Raw genomic sequence first — 19,566 nt, 5'->3', positions numbered from 1 at the left:
CCTCGCTTGAGCCTAGCTCGACGCTATTTCGCGTCGCGCTCGATGATCCACTCGTGCGCGGGATCGTTGTGGAAGTGCCACTCGCGTTTGGGGCCGGCCATGACGTTCAGGTAGTACGAATCGTAGCCGTAGGGCACGACCACGGGATGGTAGCCGCGCGGCACCATCACGATGTCGTGATCCTCCACGGCCACGGTTTCGTCGAGATCGCGCGCGTCGGTATAGACGCGCTGGAACGCGAAGCCCTGCCGTGGATTGAGCCGGTGGTAATAGGTCTCTTCCAGTGCGCTCTCGTGCGGCAGGCGATCGGCGTCGTGCTTGTGCGGCGGATAGCTCGACGAATGGCCCGAAGGCGTGCGCACTTCCACCACGAGCAGCGACTCCGCCGGCTCGGTCTGCGGAAGAATATCGCAGACATAGCGCGTATTCGCACCCTTGCCGCGCGTGGAGCGCTTCATTTGCGCGGGCTCGATGAGCCGCACGGGCAGCGTGCCTTGGGCAGGCGCGCTCGCCACACCCAGTTCGGCGTCGCGCGCAGCGCGCACCGTGGTTTTCTTGCCGGGCGGCACATAGAGCGCGTAGGGCGCCGAATCTTCGAATACGCTGTCGCGTGAGCCGAGGCCGGAAAATCGCTGGCCATCCACCTCGATATCCACGGCGCCCGAGAGCACGACGATGCAGCTTTCGCGGTCCGTCTCGTAGACGTAGACCAGTTCATCTGCCGCGAGCCGGTATGCGGCGAAACCGACATAACGCCAGCCCGCCGTGTCGGGCGTGACGCGCGCGATCGTCTGGCCTTCGCGCTCGGCCTTTACAAGCAAGCTCATGCTGCCTCCTTGCTGGTATTGCTTGATACGGTATCCGAATCGATTAGCGAGCGCAGCGTGCGATAGCCCTTCTGCGCATATGCGTACGACGGCGCGATCACCGGGTCCTGCTCGGCCTCCACGACGAGCCAGCCGCGATAGCCATGCCGTTTCAGGCGCGCGACGATCGCCGGAAAATCGACGGCGCCGTCGCCAGGCACCGTGAATGCGCCCGCGAGCACCGCATCGAGGAAACTCCAGTTGCGGTTGCGCGCGAGCTTCACGACGGCGGGGCGCACGTCCTTGCAATGAACGTGGCACACGCGTGCGATGTGTTTGTCGAGCTCCACCACGGGATTTCCACCTGCGAATGTGAGGTGGCCCGCGTCGAACAGCAGACCTACCGCGTCGCTCGTGCGCGTCATGAGCTTGTCGACATCGGCGGGCGTTTCCACGTAGGCGCCCATGTGGTGGTGATACGCGAGCCGCACGCCGCGCGAGAGCGTATGGCGCGCGAACGCGTCCACGCGCGCGGCGTATTCGTCCCACTGTTTGTCGCTGAAAAAGCGCGGCCGTTGATAGAGGGGGCGCGGTGCGCCCTGGATCGAATCGGCCACTTCGCCGTACACCATTACGGTGGCGCCGTTCTGCGCGAGCAGGTCGAGATGCTTCTCCACGGCGGCGATCTCCTCCTCCACGCTGCGTCGCGCGAGCATGCCGGAGTACCAGCCGGACACGAGCGACAGGTCGTATTGCGCAAGCAGCGTCTTGAGCGCCTGCGGCTCGCGTGGAAATTTGTTGCCGAGCTCGAAGCCTTCGTAGCCGATCTCGCGCCCTTCGGTAAGCGCCACGGAAAGCGGCGTTTCGCCTCCGAGCGAGGGCAGGTCGTCGTTCATCCACGACAGCGGATTGATGCCGATGCGTACTTCAAATGCGCTCATGTGCGTTCCTCGATCTCAGGACCGTGAGTCTTCGTCATGCGTGAGTTGGGTCGGCTGCGTCGCGGTCGTTCTTGCCGCTTTGCGCTTCACCTTCGGGCGCGTCCTTCGTTGCGGGCTGCGCGTCGCCGGGCCGCTCGCGATGGCCGCGCGCGGCAAGATTCGCGTCGTAGTGCTCGCGCGCCTCGCGCACAGTGGCGCGTGTCGACACTTCGGGCACGGCCACTTCCCACCACCAGCCGCCGTCCTCGGTCGTGCGCGCCGGATCGGTGTCGATGCTGATGAGGTAGGTACGCGACGCCGCACGCGCGCGTTGCAGCGCGTTTTCGAGTTCGACGACGTTGGCGACGTGCTCGGCCTGCGCGCCCAGCGAGCGCGCGTGCGAGGCGAAGTCGATGCGCGGCGCGCCGAGCGGCCCTTGCGCACAGTCCTCGAAGAGATTGTTGAATGGCGCGCCGCCGCAGGCCTGCTGAAGCCGGTTGATGCAGCCATAGCCGCGGTTGTCGAGCACGACGATGATGAGCTTCGCACCAAGCATCACCGAGGTGGCGATTTCGCTGTTCATCATCAGATAGCTGCCGTCGCCGACCATGACGATGACCTCGCGTTCGGGTCGCGCGAGCTTCGCGCCGAGCCCGCCCGCGATCTCGTAGCCCATGCACGAGTAGCCGTATTCGACGTGGTATGCGCCGGGTTGCCCGGCGCGCCAGAGCTTGTGCAGTTCGGCGGGCAGGGTGCCGGCTGCGCACACGACGATATCTTCCGTGTACGAACGGCTCGACGAGCGCTGCACGGCGCCGATCACATCGGCATCGTAGGGCAAGCTGTGGCGCTCCTGCGGCGCGTGCGTGAGCGCCTCGACGCTCGCGCGCCATTCGTCGGCAAGGCGTCGCGCATATGCGGTCCAGTTTGCATCGGCGCGCCAGTTGACGAGTTCGTCGTTCAATGCCGAGAGCGCGAGCTTTGCATCGGCCTCCACGGCGAGCCCGTTATGCTTGAGCGCGTCGAAACCGTTCGCGTTCACGCCGATCACGTGCGCATGCGCGAACAGCGAATTGGAGCCGGTCGTGAAGTCCTGCAGGCGCGTGCCTACGGCAAGAATGCAGTCAGCGTCGCGTGCGAGCGCGTTCGCGGCGGGCGAGCCCGTCACGCCGATCGCACCCACGTTGAGCGGGTCGTCCCAGGCGAGCGTGCCCTTGCCGGCCTGCGTCTCCGCCACCGGAATGCCGCGCGCTGTTGCGAGCGCCTGGAGTTGAGCCGTGGCGCGCGAGTAGAGCACGCCGCCGCCCGCGACGATGAGCGGATGCTTGGCGCGATGCAGTTGCACGAGGGCCGCGTCGATTTCGCTTTGCACGGGCGCGGGCGCGTGAAAGCTCACGAGGCGCGGCATGAAGAAGTTCGCGGGATAGTCCCACGCCATGGCCTGCACGTCCTGCGGCAGCGCGAGCGTGACCGGGCCGCATAGCGCGGCGTCGGTGAGCACGCGCAGCGCGCGCGGCAACGCAGTGAGCAGTTGCGCGGGATGCACGATGCGGTCGAAGTAGCGCGACACCGGCTTGAGTGCGTCGTTGGCCGAGAGGCCGCCGTCGTGCGGATCTTCGATCTGCTGGAGCACCGGGTCGGGTTCGCGCGAGACGAAGATGTCGCCGGGCAGGAGCAACAGCGGCAAGCGGTTCACATGCGCGAGCGCGGCGGCCGTCACGAGGTTGGTGGCGCCGGGGCCGATCGAAGTGGTCACGGCCATCATGCGGCGGCGCAAATGCGCCTTCGCATAGGCGATCGCACTGTGCGCCATGGCCTGCTCATTATGCGCACGCAGCGTGGGCAGTTCGTGACGGTATTGATAGAGCGCCTCGCCGAGGCCTGCCACGTTGCCGTGTCCGAAGATGGCGAACACGCCGCCGAAGAGCGGCTCGGTGCGGCCCGAGCCGTCTGCGCTGGCGACGCGCTGCGCCGCGAGAAAGCGCACCAGCGCCTGCGCTGCGGTGAGTCGCACCGTGGCGGCGGGCGCGTTTTGCGCCGCGCTTTGTGTTGCACCTTGTGTCGCGACTTGTGTCGCACCTTGTGTTGCGCTTTGTGCCAAATTCTGCGCCGCGCTCGGCTGAGCGTCGGGCGCCGCTTGCGTGGCGCCGGAGATGGGAACGATGCGCTGATTCATGCTGCTTTCTCCTCGCGCGCGGCGTGCGCCGCGGGACGCTCAGCCCCGCGTGCTTGGGTGCGTGCCGCGCGCCACGCCGCGATCAGCGTCTCGAAGGCGTGGCGCACGCGCGAGATCAGTTCCTTGTCGTCGATCTCGCCTGCGAGCCAGGCAAGGCTCGGCTCATAGAAGATCGTGCGGCCGACCGTGAAGCCGCGGCACGTCTGCGAGGCCGCCGCCGCGCGAAAGCCGCTCGTCAATTGTTCGATGGGCGCGGAGAGGCCGAGCAGCACCACGCCACGGCAATGCGGATCGCGCCCGGCGATCAGCGCGTCGATCTCGCGCCATTGCGCCGCGTCCATCGGCTCGAGCTTCCACCACTCAGGGTAGAGGCCGATGTTGTAGAGCCGCTTGAGCGCGCGACAGACCGTGTCGGGCGCGTTCGGCTTGCCATCGAGCTTCGGCGGAATCACTTCGAGCAGCAATTCGTGGCCGCTCGCCTGCACGGCGTCGTAGAGCGCGCGCAGTTGCGCTTCCTGTTCGAGACGCTGCTCGAGCGGCTCGTCGGGATGGAACTGCACGAGGCACTTGACCGTGTGCCCGATGGGCCAGGCCGCGAGCGTCGTGCCGATCGAGCGGCCATGATCGAACACGAGCGGCACCGAGCCCGGCAGCTCGACAGGGCGGCCGATCCACCAGTCGCGCCCGGTTGCCGCGTTGAGCGCGTCCTGACCGTAGCGATCGTCGATCAGTACGCCGATGCGGCCTTGCAGGCCGAGTGCGCTTTCCGTCTGCGCCACGGCGTCGACAAACAGGTTCTTCAGGTGCGAGATGCGCGCTTCGCTGGCGCCGGTCTGCTGGGCGAGGTCGAAGAACTGATTGCGATGGTCGAACGCGAAGCCCAGCACCTCGTCGTATTGCTTGCGCGCGGGGGTCACGCGATGCAGGCGGGCCAGCGTAGCGTCGCGGTCGGGGCGGCGCATGCGCACGGGGTCCGCGGCGGCTTCGCGCAGGAAATAGTCGAGTTCCGCAGGCGTGGGCATCGCGGGCGCGCAGCCGTGGCGCGACACCACGAGCGCGCCGCAGGCATTGGCCGCGCGCGCGCAGTCTTCGAGCGGCGCGTCGCGCAGCCAGCCCGAAAGAAAGCCCGCCGCGAACGCATCGCCCGCGCCGAGCACGTTGAGCACCTCGACTTCCACGCCGCGTTGCAGCGGCATCGTGTCGAGCGAATCGGGCACCGCGCCATCGACGATCTGGCAGCCGAGCGGGCCGCGCTTCACGAGCAGCGTGGCCGGCGTCACTTCGCGCACGCGCTTGAGCGCGTCGACGAGTGCCTCCTTGCCGCCCGCGATGCGGAACTCCTCCTCGGTGCCGATCACGAGGTCGAAGCGCGGCAGGATGCGTTGCAGATGCTCGCTCACGCCCGCGCTCGCGACGAAGCGCGTCTCGCCGTCGGCCTTGCCGGTCAGCCCCCAGAGCACCGGGCGATAGTCGATGTCGAGCACGGTGCGCACGTTGTTGCGGCGGGCATGATCGAGCGCGGCCAGGCTCGTGCGGTTCACCTGCTCAGTCGAGAAGTGCGTGCCGGTGATGAGCAACGCCTTGGACGAGGCGATGAAGGCTTCGTCGAAGTCGCCTGCATCGACGGCCATGTCGGCGCAGTTCTCCCGATAGAAAATGAGCGGGAAGGTCTCGCGGTCTTTCAGGCCGAGCAGCACGAGCGCGGTGAGCCGCTCGGGGTCGATGCGCACGTGGCTCGTGTCGCAGCCTTCTTTTGTCAGCGTTTCGGTGAGAAAGCGCCCCATGTGGTCGTCGCCGACGCGCGTGAGCATGGCCGGGTTCAAGCCGAGCCGCGCGCAGCCGAAGGCGATGTTCGCCGACGAGCCGCCGAGATACTTGGCGAAGGTGGAAACGTCTTCGAGCCGTGCGCCGACTTGCTGCGCGTAGAGATCCACGCCGAGCCGGCCGAGGCAGACGATGTCGCGGCTGCGCGCGCTCGCGAAGCGCGAAGGTGGGGTGCTGGGGAGGGCCATGAGCATTCCTGTCGTATTCGGTGCCGGGTCGATGCGGGTTCGGAGTCGGGGCGGTGCCGGTTCGGAGCCGGTTCGCGCGCCTCAAATGGTCGCGCCGTCGAGCTCGGCAATCATCTTCTGCATCTCCGCGCCGCCGGCCATCATGTCGAGCACCTCGTTCTTGCCGATGGTCTCTTTCGTGTACGTGCCGAGCGAGCGGCCGCGATTGAGCAGCGTGAACGAGTCGCCGATCGGGTAGGCGTGATGCACGTTGTGCGTGATGAAGATCACCGAGATGCCTTTGGCGCGCGCGTTATGGATCAGCTTGAGCACGTTGAAACTCTGCTTCACGCCAAGCGCGGCGGTTGGCTCGTCGAGAATCAGCACGCGCGCGCCGAAGTGGATCGCACGCGCAATTGCGAGGCATTGGCGCTCGCCACCCGACATCGTGCCGATGGCCTGATGCGGGTCGCGCACGTTGATGCCCATCCCTGAGAGACGGTCTTTCGCAATGGTTGCGCTCGCATCGAGATCCATCACATTGATAAAGCCAAAGAGCTTCTTCTGCGGCTCGCGGCCCATGAAGAAGTTGCGCGCCACCGAGAGCAGCGGCACCAGCGCGAGATCCTGGTAGACCGTCGCAATGCCGAGGTCGAGCGCGTCCTTGGGCGAATCGAAGCGCACGGGCTTGCCGTCCACGAGATACTGGCCCGAGGTGGGCGCGTGCACGCCGGCCAGCGTCTTGATGAGCGTGGACTTGCCCGCGCCGTTGTCGCCGAGCAGGCAGTGCACCTCGCCGCGCTTTAAGCGCAACGTGACGCCGTTGAGCGCGATGACCTTGCCGAAGTACTTGCTGACGTTTTCCAGTGCGAGGATGATGTCGCCGCTTGCAGCCTGGCTTGCAGCCTGGCTTGCATCCGGGGCGTCGGCGCTGTTTTGCGTGCTGTTTTCCAATGGGTTCATGTCGGCCTCCTGCTTACGATTGCGCGACGCGGCGGCGCACGTAGTGATTGAAGAGCACGGCGATGAGCAGCATCACGCCAAGGAAGACGCGGAACCAGTCCGAATCGATGTTCGTGTAGGTAATGCCGATCTGCACGACGCCGAAGATGAGCGCGCCAAACGCCGCGCCGATCACCGAGCCGTAGCCTCCCGTGAGCAGCGTGCCGCCGATCACTGCGGCAATGATGGCCTCGAATTCCTTTTGCAGGCCGCGGTCGGCGGCGGCCGAGCCGATATCGCATACTTGCAGCACCGCGAACAGGCACGAGCAGAACGCGGTCAGCATGAAGAGCGAGACCTTCACGCGCTTGACCGGCACGCCCACGTTCTTCGCTGCGTTGGCGTCGCCGCCCACGGCGAGGATCCAGTTGCCGTAGCGCGTCTTCGCGAGCGTGAATGCGCCGATGGCCACGAGCGCGAACCACCAGAGAATCACCTTCGGCACGCCCGGCACGAGCGGCTGGCCGTTCTCGAGCATCTTGCCGATGCCGATATGCGCGAGCGCGACGAACAGGCCCTTGAACGCGGTGCCGTGAAAGAGCAGGTTGGTCACGTAGTCGGCCTTCGCGACATCGCCCACGCCGGAGACGATGGTGCGGTCGGCAAACATGATCGAGAGCGCGAGCGTGAGGCCGCGCAGGATGAACAGGAACGCGAGCGTGACGATGAACGAGGGCAGCCTGGTGCGCATCACGAGGTAGCCGTTCAATGCGCCAAGCGCGGTACAGCCCACGAACGCGAACAGGATGGACAGCGCGATGGGCCAGTGAAGGTACATGGTGGGAATGGCCACCATCATGCCCGCGAAGCCGATCATCGAGCCGATCGAGAGGTCGAACTCGCCGGCGATCATCAGCAGGCACGCACCAACGGAAAGGATGCCTAAATAGGCGGCGACCTGCGACCAGTTCATCACGCCGTCGAGATCGAACATGCCGGAGCCGCCCGCGCCGATCGCGAACACGGCGAATACGAGCACCGTGCCGGATATCGCGGCAAATTCGGGGCGGCCGAGCAGGTGCCCGAACCACGATTCGCGGCGCACGCGCTCGTCCGTGGCTCCGGGCCCCGCCGCCGACGGCGGGTTTGCGCGCGAATCTTGCGCGCCGTCCGTTGCATGCGAGGGGAAGTGTTTGCCGGCTACACCCATGATGACTCCTTGTGTCGACCGCAACCGGCAATGCTCCCGGTGCGGTCCCTTGCAGTTGCAGATGTCGGAAAGACGCGTAAGACCGGCGGATCAGCGGTACTGACCCGCGTACTTCACAACCTTGTCGAGGTTCTCCTTGGTAATGAAACCCGGGCCCGAGCGGATATTGCGCGGTCCATACGAGGGTTGCAGGCCATAGGTTTCGAGGCGCTGCTTGAACTTGGGATTGGCTTCGAGGATCTGACGGATCTTCGCCGGATCGGTCGTATGGTCCTTCTTCACGATCGCCAGCACGGCCACCGGGATATAGCCCTGCAAATACGGCTGCTGGTCGATGGCGAACTGGATCGTGCCCGCGCGGATCGCCTTGGCGATCTCGTCGGAGAAGTCGAAGGTGCAGAAGTAGACTTTGCCCGCGAGGCCCATCTGCTGAACCGCCTTGAGCGAGGCCGCCGCCGGCACCGGGCCGAGCGTGAGGATCGCGCCCGTGTCCGGATGGTTGCGCAAATACGCGCTCACCTTCGACTGGATTTCGGTCGGGTCCTGACCGGAGTCGATCGTCGAGGTCTTGTAGTTCACGCCGATGGCGTCCGCAAAGCCGCGGCAACGGTCGAATGAAACGGTATTGGTGGCGATGTGGTTCACGCAGAGGAACGACTTCACGCCCGCGGCCTTGGCCTTTTCGCCGGCCGCGTGGCCCGCCACGTATTCGGGCTGGCCCACGTGCATGATTGCGCCGAGCTTCGCGCTCTGATCCTCGGTGCCGGAGTTGATCGTGACGAGCGGGATCTTCTTTTCCGTGACCTTGCCGATGGAGTTCTTCAGCACGTCGTAGTCGGCGATGGTGGTGATGACGCCGTCGTAATTGCGCGCGGCGGCCTGCTCGATCAGGCGTGCCATGTCGGCGATGTCGCCATTGGGCGGATTGCGATAGTCGGTCTCGACGTTGAAGTCTTCGTCGGCCTGCTTGATGGCGTTCTTGATGGTGTTCCACCACGAGTCCGAATCCGGCGCGTGGCTGATCAACACGAAGTGCGCGTCGGCGGCCTGCGCCGGTTGTGCACCCAGCACGCTCAAGCCGCTCAGTCCCGCTGCCAGTGCGAGCGCCGCGGCCAACCTTCGGAGCATGGTCTTGCCCTTGCGTTGCGTCATAGTCTCCACCTTCTCGGTCTGTCGTTCGTTTTTGGGGTGAACGCGGCGCGCGCTGTGGCCTGCCATGCGACCTCGCTCATCGACAAGAGTAGGCGATCGCCTGGTGAGTTGCAACAAAAATTTCATTGCAAATAAAAATGGAAAATTTATTCCAATCGGGTGTGGCGCTGCCTATAATCGGCTCCGTTGGCAGGCCGCTCGCAAGCAGGCTCGGCATGGGTTTGCGGCACGGGGTTGCGGCACGGTTTGGCTGCACTGCAGCAAGCAACAGGAAAAAAGATCATGGCTGATGAAACCAGCGACGCCGTAGCGGGCGTGGACGAATTGATGCAACGCATCGCACACGAATACGAGGCGCTGCCGCGGCAGTTAAAGAGCGTCGCGACGTATATCGAGCAGAACCGTTCGAGCGTCATGATGGATCGCACGAGCGACATCGCCGCGAGCTGCGGGGTGCATCCGTCGGCGGTGGTGCGCTTTGCACAGCGCTTTGGCTTTTCCGGCTTCTCCGATTTGCAGGCGGTGTTCCGGCAAGCCTATGCGGGGCAGGGTGTGTCGGCCACGAGCTATCAGCACCGCATACGCCAGCTGATCGAGGAGAAAGACGGCAACGCGAGCCCGGACCTCGGCGGCGCGGTGGCGCGCGAATTCATCGGCGCGTGCCGCAACGGGCTCGACGAACTCGAGGCGGGGCTCGACGATGCGCAGTTCGATGCCGCGGTGAAGATGCTCGAGCACGCGGACAATATCTACGTGATCGGCGTGCGCCGCTCGTTCGCGGTGGCGAGCTATATCGTCTACGCGCTGCAGCACACGAGAAAGCGCGTGCATCTCGTCTCGGGGCTCGGCGGCATGTATCACGAACAGATCCGCAGCGTGAAGAAAGGCGATGTGGTGATCGCCATCAGCTTCGCGCCCTATGGCAAGGAAACGCAGTACTGCTTGCGCGTGGCGCAGCAGCATCAAGCGAAGACGCTGGTCATTACGGATAGCCAACTTTCTCCGCTCGCGCGTCACGCCGATGCGCAACTCTATGTGAAGGAGGGGAGCGCGTTCGCGTTCCGCTCGCTGACGAGCACGTTTTGCCTGTGCCAGGCGCTGTTCGTGGCGCTCGCCTACCGGCTCGAACTCAACGTGGAAGAATCGACCGACCCAGGAGGATACGATGACTGAAGCAAAGACGCCGAGCGTGGCGGTGAACGTTGCAGTATTTGGTGCGGGCCGTATCGGCCGCATTCACGCGGCGAACCTCGCGCGTCAGCCCGGCGTGCGTCTGAAGTACGTGGTCGACGTGAACCGCGAGGCGGCTGCCGCGCTCGCGGCGCAGCACGGTGCGCAGGTGGCCGACCTGGACGGTGCGTTCGGCGATGCCTCGATCGACGCGACCGTGATCTGCTCTTCAACCGATACGCATTCCGAACTGATTTTGAAATCGGCGGCAGCGGGCAAGCATATCTTCTGCGAAAAGCCTGTCGATCTCGCCATCGGGCGCGCGCGCGAGTGTGCCGACGCGGTCGCGCGCGCGGGCGTGGTGGCCATGATCGGTTTTCAGCGCCGCTACGATCCTACGTTTGCCGCGCTCAAGGCGCGGCTCGACGCGGGCGAAATCGGCACGCCCGAGATGCTGATCGTGACGAGCCGCGACCCGGGCGCGCCGCCAGTGGAGTACATCAAGCACTCAGGTGGCATCTTCAAGGACATGCTGATCCACGACTTCGATATCTTCCGCTGGATTCTCGACGACGAAGCCGAGACCGTGCACGCCACAGGCAGTTGCCTCTCCGACGCCGCCATCGCCGATGCGGGCGATATCGACTCGACCGCCGTCACGATCCGCACGAAGCGCGGCCGGCTTTGCCAGATCAACACGGCGCGGCGCGCGGCCTATGGCTACGACCAGCGCTTCGAGATTCTCGGCAGCGAAGGCATGCTTCAGGCGGGCAACATGAAGCCCACCGAAGTAGTGGCGTGGACCCAAAGCGCGGTGGCGCAGGACGTGCCGGAGGCGTTCTTCCTCGAGCGTTATCGGGCGGCGTATGCGCGCGAGATGGCGCATTTTTATGAGGCCGTCACGCAGGGTACGCCGGTGCGCACGAGCGTGGCCGATGGCCTCAAGGCGCTCGAACTCGCGGAAGCAGCGGCGCTGTCGTGGCGCGAAGGCCGGGTGGTGACGCTTGGCGGGTGACCTGAGCGGATAACGCTAAAGGCCGTGGTGGCATCGCGCGCGAAGCACGGTGCTCGCCAGATAGACAGGATGCCGAAGGAAGTGCCAGGGAGGAAAACGATGCAAGCGAATGAACGTGCCCGGCCGTTGCGCGTGGGCGTGGCGGGGCTGGGGCGGCTCGGGCGGCGGCATGCGCTGAATCTCGCGTTTCGCGTGCCGGGTGCGACGCTGGCGGCAGTGTGCAGCCCGCTCGAAGACGATCTCGCGTGGGCGCGCGATGTGTTGCCCGAAATTGGGTGCGATATGCGGCTTTACCGCGACTACGCCGAGTTGCTCGCCGATACATCGGTCGACGCCGTGTGGCTCGTGACGCCTTCGGCGCTGCACGCACAGCAGATCGTCGATGCGTTGCGCGCCGGCAAGCACGTGTTCTGCGAGAAGCCGCTCTCGCTCGACGTGGCCGAATGCGAGCGCGTGGTCGAAGAGGCGCGACGCTTTCCCGGCCAGCAGGTGACGATCGGCTTCATGCGCCGTTTCGACCCGAGCTATCACGACGCGTTTTCGAAGGTGCGTGCGGGCGCGATCGGCCGGCCGTTTCTCGTGCGCTCGCAAACCTGCGATCTCAACGATCCAGACGGTTTCTTCGTGCGTTTCGCGCCCACCTCAGGCGGTATTTTCCTCGACTGCACCGTGCACGACATCGACGTCGCGCGCTGGCTTTTGGGCAAGCCGCGCGCCACGCGCGTCTTCGCGGCAGGGGCGGTCGCGCTGCACGAGGGCCTGCGCCAATTCGGCGACGTCGACAACGGCGTCGCGATCTGCGAGTTCGAAGGCGGCAAGCTCGCGATGTTCTATGCCTCGCGCACCATGGCGCACGGCAACGACACGTCGAGCGAGGTGATCGGCACGGCTGGCGCACTGGCTATCGGCCACGTGCCGCGCGCGAACCGCGTGGAGATCTACGACGCGCAGGGCGTGCGCAGCGTTTGCACGCCGACCTTTTTCGACCGATTCGAGGAAGCATTCCTTATCGAGGCGCAGGCGTTCGTCGCCGCGGTGCGCGCGCGCGATGGCGGCGAGGCCGGGGCGGCGGAGGACGCAGCGGCGGGTGCGGGGCAGGGCGCAACGCTCGAGGACGCGCTAGAGGCCACGAGAATCGGCTTCGCGCTGCGCGAGTCGCTGCGCACGGGGCAGGCGGTGACGCTCTGAGGTATCGAGGGCGCTGCCGAGCGGTGCAAAGGAGTCAAAGGCGGGGCAACGGCGGGCGCAAAGAGGGAGCAAAGAGGGAACAAAGAAGGCCCAAGCGGCGTGGTACGCGGCTGCGGTAAAATCGCTGCTATCCGTGACGCACTCTGCGCCGCCCTCCGAGGCGGCGCGCCAACGAAGGATCCAACCCGATGCAGATTCAGGTTCACAAGGAAGTGGATGCGCGTGGGCTGAACTGCCCGCTGCCGATCCTGCGCGCCAAGAAGGCGCTCGCCGACATGGAAAGCGGCCAGATTCTCAAGGTTCTCGCGACCGACCCCGGCTCGCAGCGCGATTTTGCCGCCTTCGCCAAGCAGACGGGCAACGAGATCGTGGAAAGCTCGCAGCAGGACAAGACCTTCGTGTTCCTGATGCGCCGCCGCTGAAGCGCTTCGCACGGCGCTCACGCGCAATGCACGAAAAAATGGCCCGCAATCGTGAGATTGCGGGCCATTTTCTTTGCCGGCGCCTCGTGGGGAGGCGCCTGACCGGGGGCGCCTAGCCTTCCAGCTCCGGCTTGCGCGTGCGCAGATACTCGGCGAAGTCGTCGGCCACTTCCGGATGACGCAGCGCGAATTCCACGGTCGCCTTCAGGTAGCCGAGCTTGCTGCCGCAGTCGAAGCGCGTGCCGTGATACTTGTACGCGAGCACCTGCTCGTCGGCGAGCAGCGACTGGATGGCGTCGGTGAGCTGAAGCTCGCCGCCCGCACCGGGCTTGAGCGCGCGCAGGTGCTCGAAAATGCGCGGCTTGAGCACGTAGCGGCCCACCACGCCGAGGTTCGACGGCGCGACTTCGGGCGCCGGCTTTTCGACGATGCCCGAGAGCTTGACGATCGAGTCTTCCCACTCCTTGCCGTCGACGATGCCGTACGAGCGCGTTTCCGAGGGCGGAATCTCTTCCACGCCGAGCACCGAGCTATGGTAGTGGTCGAACACCTCGACCATCTGCTGCATGACGGGCGGCGTGCCGTAGAGCAGGTCGTCGGCGAGGATCACGGCGAACGGGTTGTCGCCCACGAGCTTTTCCGCGCACAGCACGGCATGGCCCAGGCCCAGCGCTTCGGGCTGGCGCACGTAGAAGCAGTCGACGTTGTTCGGCTTGATGTTGCGCACCAGCTCGAGCAGCTTTTCCTTGCCGCGTGCCTCGAGCTCGGCCTCGATCTCATACGATTTGTCGAAATGGTCTTCGATCGCCCGCTTGCTGCGGCCCGTCACGAAGATCATTTCGGTGATGCCAGCCGCGACAGCCTCCTCGACCGCGTACTGGATCAGCGGCTTGTCGACGACCGGCAGCATTTCCTTTGGGCTCGCTTTCGTGGCCGGAAGGAAACGCGTGCCGAGGCCCGCCACCGGAAATACCGCTTTGGTAACTTTAAGCATGTCTATAGTCCTGGTCTTGGCGGGTCCGGCGCCGTGCGCGCCGCCTGACCTCGCCTTAAGCCGATTCAGGCAGGCAGACGCGCGAGTTGCGCGGTCAGCTTGCCCAGCGTTGCCTGAAATTCTGCCAGCCTCTTTTGCTCCTGCTCAACCACCGCAGGCGGGGCTTTTGCAACAAAACTGTCATTTCCCAGCTTGGCATTGCACTTCGTCACTTCATTCGTCAGTCGTGCAATTTCCTTTGAGAGACGCTCGCGTTCGGCTGCCACGTCGATCTCCACCTTCAGCACGAGCTTGTCCGTCCCAACAATAGCAACCGGCGCGCCCGCCGAGGCCGCGTCGAGCGTCGCTTCGTCGGCGATGATCTGGACCTCCGAGAGCTTCGCGAGCGCCTGCGCATAGGGCGCGAACGACGCGAGGCGCTCCGCGTTGCCCGTGACCAGCAGCGGCACCTTCGTGGCCGGCGAGAGGCCCATCTCGCCACGCAGGTTGCGGCAGGCGTCGATCACGGCCTTCAGGTCGGCGGCCCATTGCTCGGCGGCTTCGTCGATCTTCTTCGGCGCGGCCACGGGGTAAGGCTGCATCATGATCGATGCCTCGCCCTCGGCTGCTCCCTGAGGGTACGCGTCGGTGAGCGGCGCCACCTTCTGCCACAGCGCTTCCGTGATGAACGGAATCACCGGATGCGCGAGGCGCAGCACCGTCTCCAGCACGCGCAGGAGCGTGCGGCGCGTGGCGCGTTGCTGCGCGGGCGTGCCGGTCTGGATCTGAACCTTCGCGAGCTCCAGGTACCAGTCACAGTATTCGTCCCAGACGAACTTATATATGGCGTTGGCCACGTTGTCGAAGCGATAGTCGGCGAAGCCCTTCGCGACTTCGGCTTCCACGCGCTGGAGCAGCGAGACGATCCAGCGGTCGGCTTGGGAGAAGTCGGTGTAGCCGCCCGGGCCGCAATCGCCCGGCTGGCAGGCGCCCGGCTTGGAGAAGCCGCAGTCGTGGCCTTCGCAGTTCATCAGCACGAAACGCGTGGCGTTCCAGAGCTTGTTGCAGAAGTTGCGATAGCCCTCGCAGCGCGCGAGGTCGAAGTTCACGTTGCGCCCGAGCGTGGCCATCGAGGCCATCGTGAAGCGCAGCGCGTCGGTGCCGAAGGCGGGGATGCCGTTCGGGAATTCCTTGCGCGTCTTCTTTTCGATGGTTGCGGCCTGCTTGGGATTCATGAGGCCCGTGGTGCGCTTGGCGACCAGCGCCTCGAGCTCGATGCCGTCGACGATGTCGATCGGGTCGAGCGTATTGCCCTTGCTCTTGGACATCTTCTGGCCTTCGGCATCGCGCACGAGGCCGTGCACGTAGACCGTGTCGAAGGGCACCTTGCCGGTGAAGTGCGTGGTCATCATGACCATGCGCGCGACCCAGAAGAAGATGATGTCGAAGCCCGTGACCAGCACGGAGGAGGGCAGGAAGGCCTTCAGTTCAGGCGTTTCGGCCGGCCAGCCGAGCGACGAGAACGGCACGAGCGCCGACGAGAACCACGTGTCGAGCACGTCCTCGTCGCGCTTGAGTGCGCCCTTGTAACCCTTGGCGTCGGCTTGCGCATGCGCCTCTTCCTCGCTCTTCGCAACGAAGATCTCGCCGTTCTCGCCGTACCAGGCCGGAATCTGATGGCCCCACCAGAGCTGGCGCGAAATGCACCAGTCCTGAATGTTTTCGAGCCACTGGTTGTACGTGGTCGTCCAGTTTTCCGGCACGAGCTTGATCTGGCCGTTGCGCACCACTTCGAGCGCGACTTCGGTGATCGACTTGCCCGGATTGAACGTGCCTTCGGGGGCCGGCTTGCTCATCGCCACGAACCACTGGTCGGTGAGCATCGGCTCGATCACGACGCCCGTGCGGTCGCCGCGCGGCACCATGAGCTTGTGCGGCTTCACCGATTCGAGCAGGCCCAGCGCCTCGAAGTCGGCCACCACCTGCTTGCGGGCTTCGAAGCGGTCGAGGCCGCGGTATTTTTCGGGCGCGTTCTCGTTGATCTTCGCGTCGAGCGTGAGGATCTCGATCATCGGCAGGCCGTGGCGCAGGCCCACCTGATAGTCGTTGAAGTCGTGCGCGGGCGTGACTTTCACGACGCCCGTGCCGAATTCGCGGTCCACGTATTCGTCGGCAATGATGGGGATCTCGCGGTCCGCGAGCGGCAGCTTGACCATCTTGCCGATCAGATGCGCGTAGCGCTCGTCCTCCGGGTGGACCATCACGGCCGTGTCGCCGAGCATCGTTTCCGGGCGCGTGGTGGCGACCGTGAGGTGGCCCGAGCCGTCCGCGAGCGGGTAGCTCAGGTGCCACAGGTTGCCGTTTTCCTCTTCGCTGGCCACTTCGAGGTCGGAGACAGCGGTGAGCAGCACCGGGTCCCAGTTCACGAGGCGCTTGCCGCGGTAGATCAGCCCTTGTTCATAGAGGCGCACGAACACGTCGCGCACGGCGGCCGACATCTTGTCGTCCATCGTGAAGTATTCGCGCGACCAGTCGATCGAGGCGCCCAGGCGCCGCACCTGGCTCGTGATGGTCGAGCCCGACTTCTGCTTCCATTCCCACACGCGCTCGACGAACTTCTCGCGGCCGAGGTCGTGGCGCGAGGTCTTCTGCGCGTCGAGCTGGCGCTCGACCACGATCTGCGTGGCGATGCCTGCGTGGTCGGTGCCCGGCACCCACAGCGTGTTCTCCCCGAGCATGCGGTGATAGCGCGTCAGGCCGTCCATGATCGTCTGGTTGAACGCGTGGCCCATGTGCAGCGTGCCGGTGACGTTCGGCGGCGGCAACTGGATCGAGAAGTTGGCGCGGCCGGGCGTGAGGGTCGCGGCGGCATAGCCGCGGCGCTCCCATTCGGGGCCCCAGTGGGCTTCGATCGTCTGCGGCTCGAAGCTTTTCGCTAGCGTGCTGTCGCTCATGGGTGGAATCTGCCGAAAAAAGATGCTGAAAACCTTCGATTATAAGGGGAAGCGCCGTCAGCACGGGCCGCGGGCCGGTCCGGGGCCGGCATGGCCTTTATAATGATGGTCTACTTCAAAGCCCGCCGCCGGGGTGCCCTTGATAGTGCCCTTGCTTGCGGCTTTCTTTGCGGCCTTCTTTGCGCCCTTCATTTCATGCCCGAATTGCTCGCGAACCTGAACCCCGAACAACACGCCGCCGTCACGTTGCCGAACGAACCGGCGCTCATCCTGGCCGGGGCCGGCAGCGGCAAGACGCGCGTGCTCATCACGCGCATTGCGTGGCTCATCCAGCAGGGCCTCGCGTCGCCGGCCACCATCCTCGGCGTGACCTTCACGAACAAGGCCGCGCGCGAAATGATGGGGCGCCTGCAGGCGCTTTTGCCCATCGACACGCGCGGCATGTGGATCGGCACCTTCCACGGCCTGTGCAACCGCATGCTGCGCGCGCATTACCGCGACGCCGGCCTGCCGCAGACCTTCCAGATTCTCGACACGGCCGACCAGCTTTCGGCCATCAAGCGTCTGATGAAGGGCCTGAACATCGACGACGAAAAGTACCCGCCGAAGAACGTCCAGTACTTCATCAACAACGCGAAGGAGCAGGGCCTGCGGCCGAAGGACGTCGACGTCACCGACAACTTCAACCGCAAATTCGTCGAGCTCTACGAAGCCTACGACCAGCAGTGCCAGCGCGAAGGCGTGGTCGATTTCGCCGAGCTGCTGCTGCGCTGCTATGAGCTGCTCGCATACAACCCGCCGCTGCGCGCGCACTACCAGGCGCGCTTTCGCGACATCCTCGTCGACGAGTTCCAGGACACCAACAAGCTCCAGTACGCGTGGCTCAAGCTGCTCGCGGGGCCGGGCAACGCGATCTTCGCCGTGGGCGACGACGACCAGTCGATCTACGCGTTCCGTGGCGCGAACGTCGGCAATATGCGCGACTTCGAGAACGAATTCCGCGTGAAGCACATGATCAAGCTCGAGCAGAACTATCGCTCGCATGGTCACATTCTCGATGCGGCGAACTATCTGATCGCGCATAACTCGCGGCGTCTCGGCAAGAACCTGCGCACCGACGCGGGCCATGGCGAGCCGGTGCGCGTCTACGAGGCGGCCACCGACTCGCAGGAGGCGGGCTGGATCGTCGAGGAAATCCGCGCGCTTATCAACCAGGGGCTCGCGCGCAACGAGATCGCGATTCTTTACCGCAGCAATGCGCAGTCGCGCACGATCGAGCACACGCTCGTGAACGCGGGCGTGCCGTACAAGGTGTATGGCGGATTGCGCTTCTTCGAGCGCCAGGAAGTGAAGCATGCGCTCGCGTATCTGCGCCTGATCGACAACCCGAACGACGACACCGCGTTCGCGCGCGTCGTGAACTTCCCGACGCGCGGCATTGGCGCGCGCTCGATCGAGCAGCTCGCGGATGCCGCACGCCTCTACAACTGCTCGATGGCGGCGGCGATTCCGTACGTCACGGGCAAGGCCGGCACGAGCCTCGGCTCGTTCGCGAATCTCGTCGCGAAGATGCGCGCCGAAACCGCGCAGATGAGCCTGCCCGAAACCGTCGAGTACACGGTGCGCATGAGCGGTCTCGCGGAGTTCTATCAAGGCGAGCGCGAAGGCCAGGACCGGCTGGAGAACTTGCAGGAACTCGTGACCGCGGCCACCGCGTTCGTGAGCGAGGAAGGCTACGGCATGGACACGCCGGCGCGCTCGATTCCGCTGCGCCCGGGCGCGAGCGCGCTGCCCGAGATCGTCTCGCAGGACGGCGAGATCGAAGTGCTCGATGCGCCCGCGATCACGGATCCCGCGCAGAACCCCGATGTCATGACGCCGCTTGCGGGTTTTCTTTCGCACGCGTCGCTCGAAGCCGGCGACAACCAGGCGCAGGCGGGCCAGGACGCCGTGCAACTGATGACCGTGCACGCGGCGAAGGGCCTCGAATTCACGGCGGTATTCATCACCGGGCTCGAAGAGGGCTTGTTCCCGCACGAGAACAGCGCGATGGAGGCCGACGGCCTCGAAGAGGAGCGCCGCCTGATGTACGTGGCGATCACGCGCGCGAAGGAGCGGCTCTATATCTCGTTCGCGCAGAGCCGCCTGCTGCACGGCCAGACGCGCTACAACGTGCGCTCGCGCTTCTTCGACGAGTTGCCGCAGGAATCGCTCAAGTGGCTCACGCCGAAGGTGGAGGCGGGCTCGCGCTGGGGCGGGCGCTCGGATAACGCCGGCTGGGGCCGCGACTGGTTTGCGCGTCCGGGCGGCGGCGGTGGCGGCAACAAGAGCGGCGGCAGCCGCGATCGCGATGCCTATGTCGCGGACAAGAGCCCGGCGCCCGCGTTCGCCAACGAGCAGCGCGCGGCCGAAACGGGCTTCCGCGTGGGCCAGGCCGTGTTCCACACGAAATTCGGCGAAGGCACAATCACGGCGCTCGAAGGCAGCGGCACGGATGCCAAGGCGCAGGTGCGCTTCAAGCGCCACGGCGAGAAGTGGCTCGCGCTGGCCGTGGCGAAGCTGCAGCCGGTGGAATGAGCGCCGCTCTCACGAACCAAAACAACACAGTGACGTAACGCGTCGATCTACATCCACGACGTAAGTCAGC

General features: G+C 65.4%; 14 protein-coding genes. 5 read left to right on the top strand and 9 right to left on the bottom strand.

Translation table 11 applies throughout. The features are described from left to right. Window positions 1-23: 23 nt before the first annotated feature. The 7 genes from iolB to L5014_RS27325 form a co-directional block, all read right to left on the bottom strand. Window positions 24-827 (bottom strand): 5-deoxy-glucuronate isomerase, encoded by an 804-nt coding sequence (gene iolB / locus L5014_RS27355; RefSeq protein ID WP_238466930.1) that lies wholly within the window; start codon window positions 825-827, stop codon window positions 24-26. Then, window positions 824-1,747 carry a myo-inosose-2 dehydratase gene (iolE, locus tag L5014_RS27350; protein ID WP_238466929.1) on the bottom strand — a complete coding sequence of 308 codons (924 nt, stop codon included), beginning with the start codon at window positions 1,745-1,747 and terminating at the stop codon, window positions 824-826. The genes iolB and iolE overlap by 4 nt, the downstream gene beginning before the upstream one ends. Window positions 1,748-1,781: 34 nt before the next feature. Beyond that, the gene (gene iolD, locus L5014_RS27345) at window positions 1,782-3,902 is read right to left on the bottom strand and encodes a 3D-(3,5/4)-trihydroxycyclohexane-1,2-dione acylhydrolase (decyclizing) (protein WP_238466928.1); all 2,121 of its coding nucleotides are present in this window, start codon (window positions 3,900-3,902) and stop codon (window positions 1,782-1,784) included. Beyond that, a complete protein-coding gene (locus L5014_RS27340) occupies window positions 3,899-5,914 on the bottom strand; it encodes a bifunctional 5-dehydro-2-deoxygluconokinase/5-dehydro-2-deoxyphosphogluconate aldolase (RefSeq protein ID WP_238466927.1) in 2,016 nt (671 codons plus the stop codon). Before L5014_RS27340 ends, iolD begins: the two co-directional genes overlap by 4 nt. Before the next feature lie 81 nt (window positions 5,915-5,995). Beyond that, a complete protein-coding gene (locus L5014_RS27335; RefSeq protein ID WP_238466926.1) occupies window positions 5,996-6,856 on the bottom strand; it encodes an ATP-binding cassette domain-containing protein in 861 nt (286 codons plus the stop codon). A 13-nt stretch (window positions 6,857-6,869) separates the two neighbouring features. Further along, window positions 6,870-8,045 (bottom strand): ABC transporter permease, encoded by a 1,176-nt coding sequence (locus L5014_RS27330; protein ID WP_238466925.1) that lies wholly within the window; start codon window positions 8,043-8,045, stop codon window positions 6,870-6,872. Between the two features lie 90 nt (window positions 8,046-8,135). After that, window positions 8,136-9,197 carry a sugar ABC transporter substrate-binding protein gene (locus L5014_RS27325; protein ID WP_238466924.1) on the bottom strand — a complete coding sequence of 354 codons (1,062 nt, stop codon included), beginning with the start codon at window positions 9,195-9,197 and terminating at the stop codon, window positions 8,136-8,138. A 282-nt stretch (window positions 9,198-9,479) separates the two neighbouring features. Between L5014_RS27325 and L5014_RS27320 the strand changes: the two genes are divergently transcribed. The 4 genes from L5014_RS27320 to L5014_RS27305 all read left to right on the top strand — a co-directional run bounded on the left by L5014_RS27320 (window position 9,480) and on the right by L5014_RS27305 (window position 12,992). Next, window positions 9,480-10,370, top strand: coding sequence for a MurR/RpiR family transcriptional regulator (locus L5014_RS27320; RefSeq protein ID WP_238466923.1), 891 nt, complete (start codon window positions 9,480-9,482; stop codon window positions 10,368-10,370). After that, entirely contained in the window at window positions 10,363-11,382 is a 1,020-nt protein-coding gene (gene iolG / locus L5014_RS27315; protein WP_238466922.1) for an inositol 2-dehydrogenase, read from the top strand. Before L5014_RS27320 ends, iolG begins: the two co-directional genes overlap by 8 nt. 99 nt (window positions 11,383-11,481) lie before the next feature. After that, complete coding sequence (locus L5014_RS27310; RefSeq protein WP_238466921.1) at window positions 11,482-12,570, top strand: Gfo/Idh/MocA family oxidoreductase; 1,089 nt, start codon at window positions 11,482-11,484, stop codon at window positions 12,568-12,570. 194 nt (window positions 12,571-12,764) lie between these two features. Continuing rightward, window positions 12,765-12,992, top strand: a complete 228-nt coding sequence (locus tag L5014_RS27305; protein ID WP_028208042.1) for a sulfurtransferase TusA family protein — start codon at window positions 12,765-12,767, stop codon at window positions 12,990-12,992. A gap of 112 nt (window positions 12,993-13,104) precedes the next feature. On the opposite strand, the gene galU is transcribed toward L5014_RS27305, so the two are convergent. Further along, complete coding sequence (gene galU / locus L5014_RS27300; RefSeq protein WP_238466920.1) at window positions 13,105-13,986, bottom strand: UTP--glucose-1-phosphate uridylyltransferase GalU; 882 nt, start codon at window positions 13,984-13,986, stop codon at window positions 13,105-13,107. Window positions 13,987-14,051: 65 nt separating this feature from the next. Continuing rightward, window positions 14,052-16,919, bottom strand: a complete 2,868-nt coding sequence (locus tag L5014_RS27295) for a valine--tRNA ligase (protein WP_238466919.1) — start codon at window positions 16,917-16,919, stop codon at window positions 14,052-14,054. A gap of 195 nt (window positions 16,920-17,114) precedes the next feature. Between L5014_RS27295 and L5014_RS27290 the strand changes: the two genes are divergently transcribed. Beyond that, on the top strand, window positions 17,115-19,496 hold the full coding sequence (locus tag L5014_RS27290; RefSeq protein ID WP_238466918.1) for a UvrD-helicase domain-containing protein: 2,382 nt from the start codon (window positions 17,115-17,117) through the stop codon (window positions 19,494-19,496). The last annotated feature ends 70 nt before the right edge of the window (window positions 19,497-19,566 follow it).

The sequence above is a fragment of the Paraburkholderia tagetis genome (genome assembly GCF_022213065.1).
GTDB classification, from domain to species: domain Bacteria; phylum Pseudomonadota; class Gammaproteobacteria; order Burkholderiales; family Burkholderiaceae; genus Paraburkholderia; species Paraburkholderia tagetis.
The sequence above is the reverse complement of the archived record's forward strand: the minus strand, read 5'-3'. Positions and strand labels throughout refer to the sequence as shown.

What these genes read in the sequence shown, in the direction of transcription:
- L5014_RS27340 (WP_238466927.1), bottom strand. Translation starts at nt 5,914, where the DNA reads ATGGCCCTCCCCAGCACCCCACCTTCGCGCTTCGCGAGCGCGCGCAGC.
- iolB (WP_238466930.1), bottom strand. Translation starts at nt 827, where the DNA reads ATGAGCTTGCTTGTAAAGGCCGAGCGCGAAGGCCAGACGATCGCGCGC.
- L5014_RS27325 (WP_238466924.1), bottom strand. Translation starts at nt 9,197, where the DNA reads ATGACGCAACGCAAGGGCAAGACCATGCTCCGAAGGTTGGCCGCGGCG.
- iolD (WP_238466928.1), bottom strand. Translation starts at nt 3,902, where the DNA reads ATGAATCAGCGCATCGTTCCCATCTCCGGCGCCACGCAAGCGGCGCCC.
- L5014_RS27295 (WP_238466919.1), bottom strand. Translation starts at nt 16,919, where the DNA reads ATGAGCGACAGCACGCTAGCGAAAAGCTTCGAGCCGCAGACGATCGAA.
- iolG (WP_238466922.1), top strand. Translation starts at nt 10,363, where the DNA reads ATGACTGAAGCAAAGACGCCGAGCGTGGCGGTGAACGTTGCAGTATTT.
- L5014_RS27310 (WP_238466921.1), top strand. Translation starts at nt 11,482, where the DNA reads ATGCAAGCGAATGAACGTGCCCGGCCGTTGCGCGTGGGCGTGGCGGGG.
- galU (WP_238466920.1), bottom strand. Translation starts at nt 13,986, where the DNA reads ATGCTTAAAGTTACCAAAGCGGTATTTCCGGTGGCGGGCCTCGGCACG.
- iolE (WP_238466929.1), bottom strand. Translation starts at nt 1,747, where the DNA reads ATGAGCGCATTTGAAGTACGCATCGGCATCAATCCGCTGTCGTGGATG.
- L5014_RS27335 (WP_238466926.1), bottom strand. Translation starts at nt 6,856, where the DNA reads ATGAACCCATTGGAAAACAGCACGCAAAACAGCGCCGACGCCCCGGAT.
- L5014_RS27320 (WP_238466923.1), top strand. Translation starts at nt 9,480, where the DNA reads ATGGCTGATGAAACCAGCGACGCCGTAGCGGGCGTGGACGAATTGATG.
- L5014_RS27290 (WP_238466918.1), top strand. Translation starts at nt 17,115, where the DNA reads ATGCCCGAATTGCTCGCGAACCTGAACCCCGAACAACACGCCGCCGTC.
- L5014_RS27330 (WP_238466925.1), bottom strand. Translation starts at nt 8,045, where the DNA reads ATGGGTGTAGCCGGCAAACACTTCCCCTCGCATGCAACGGACGGCGCG.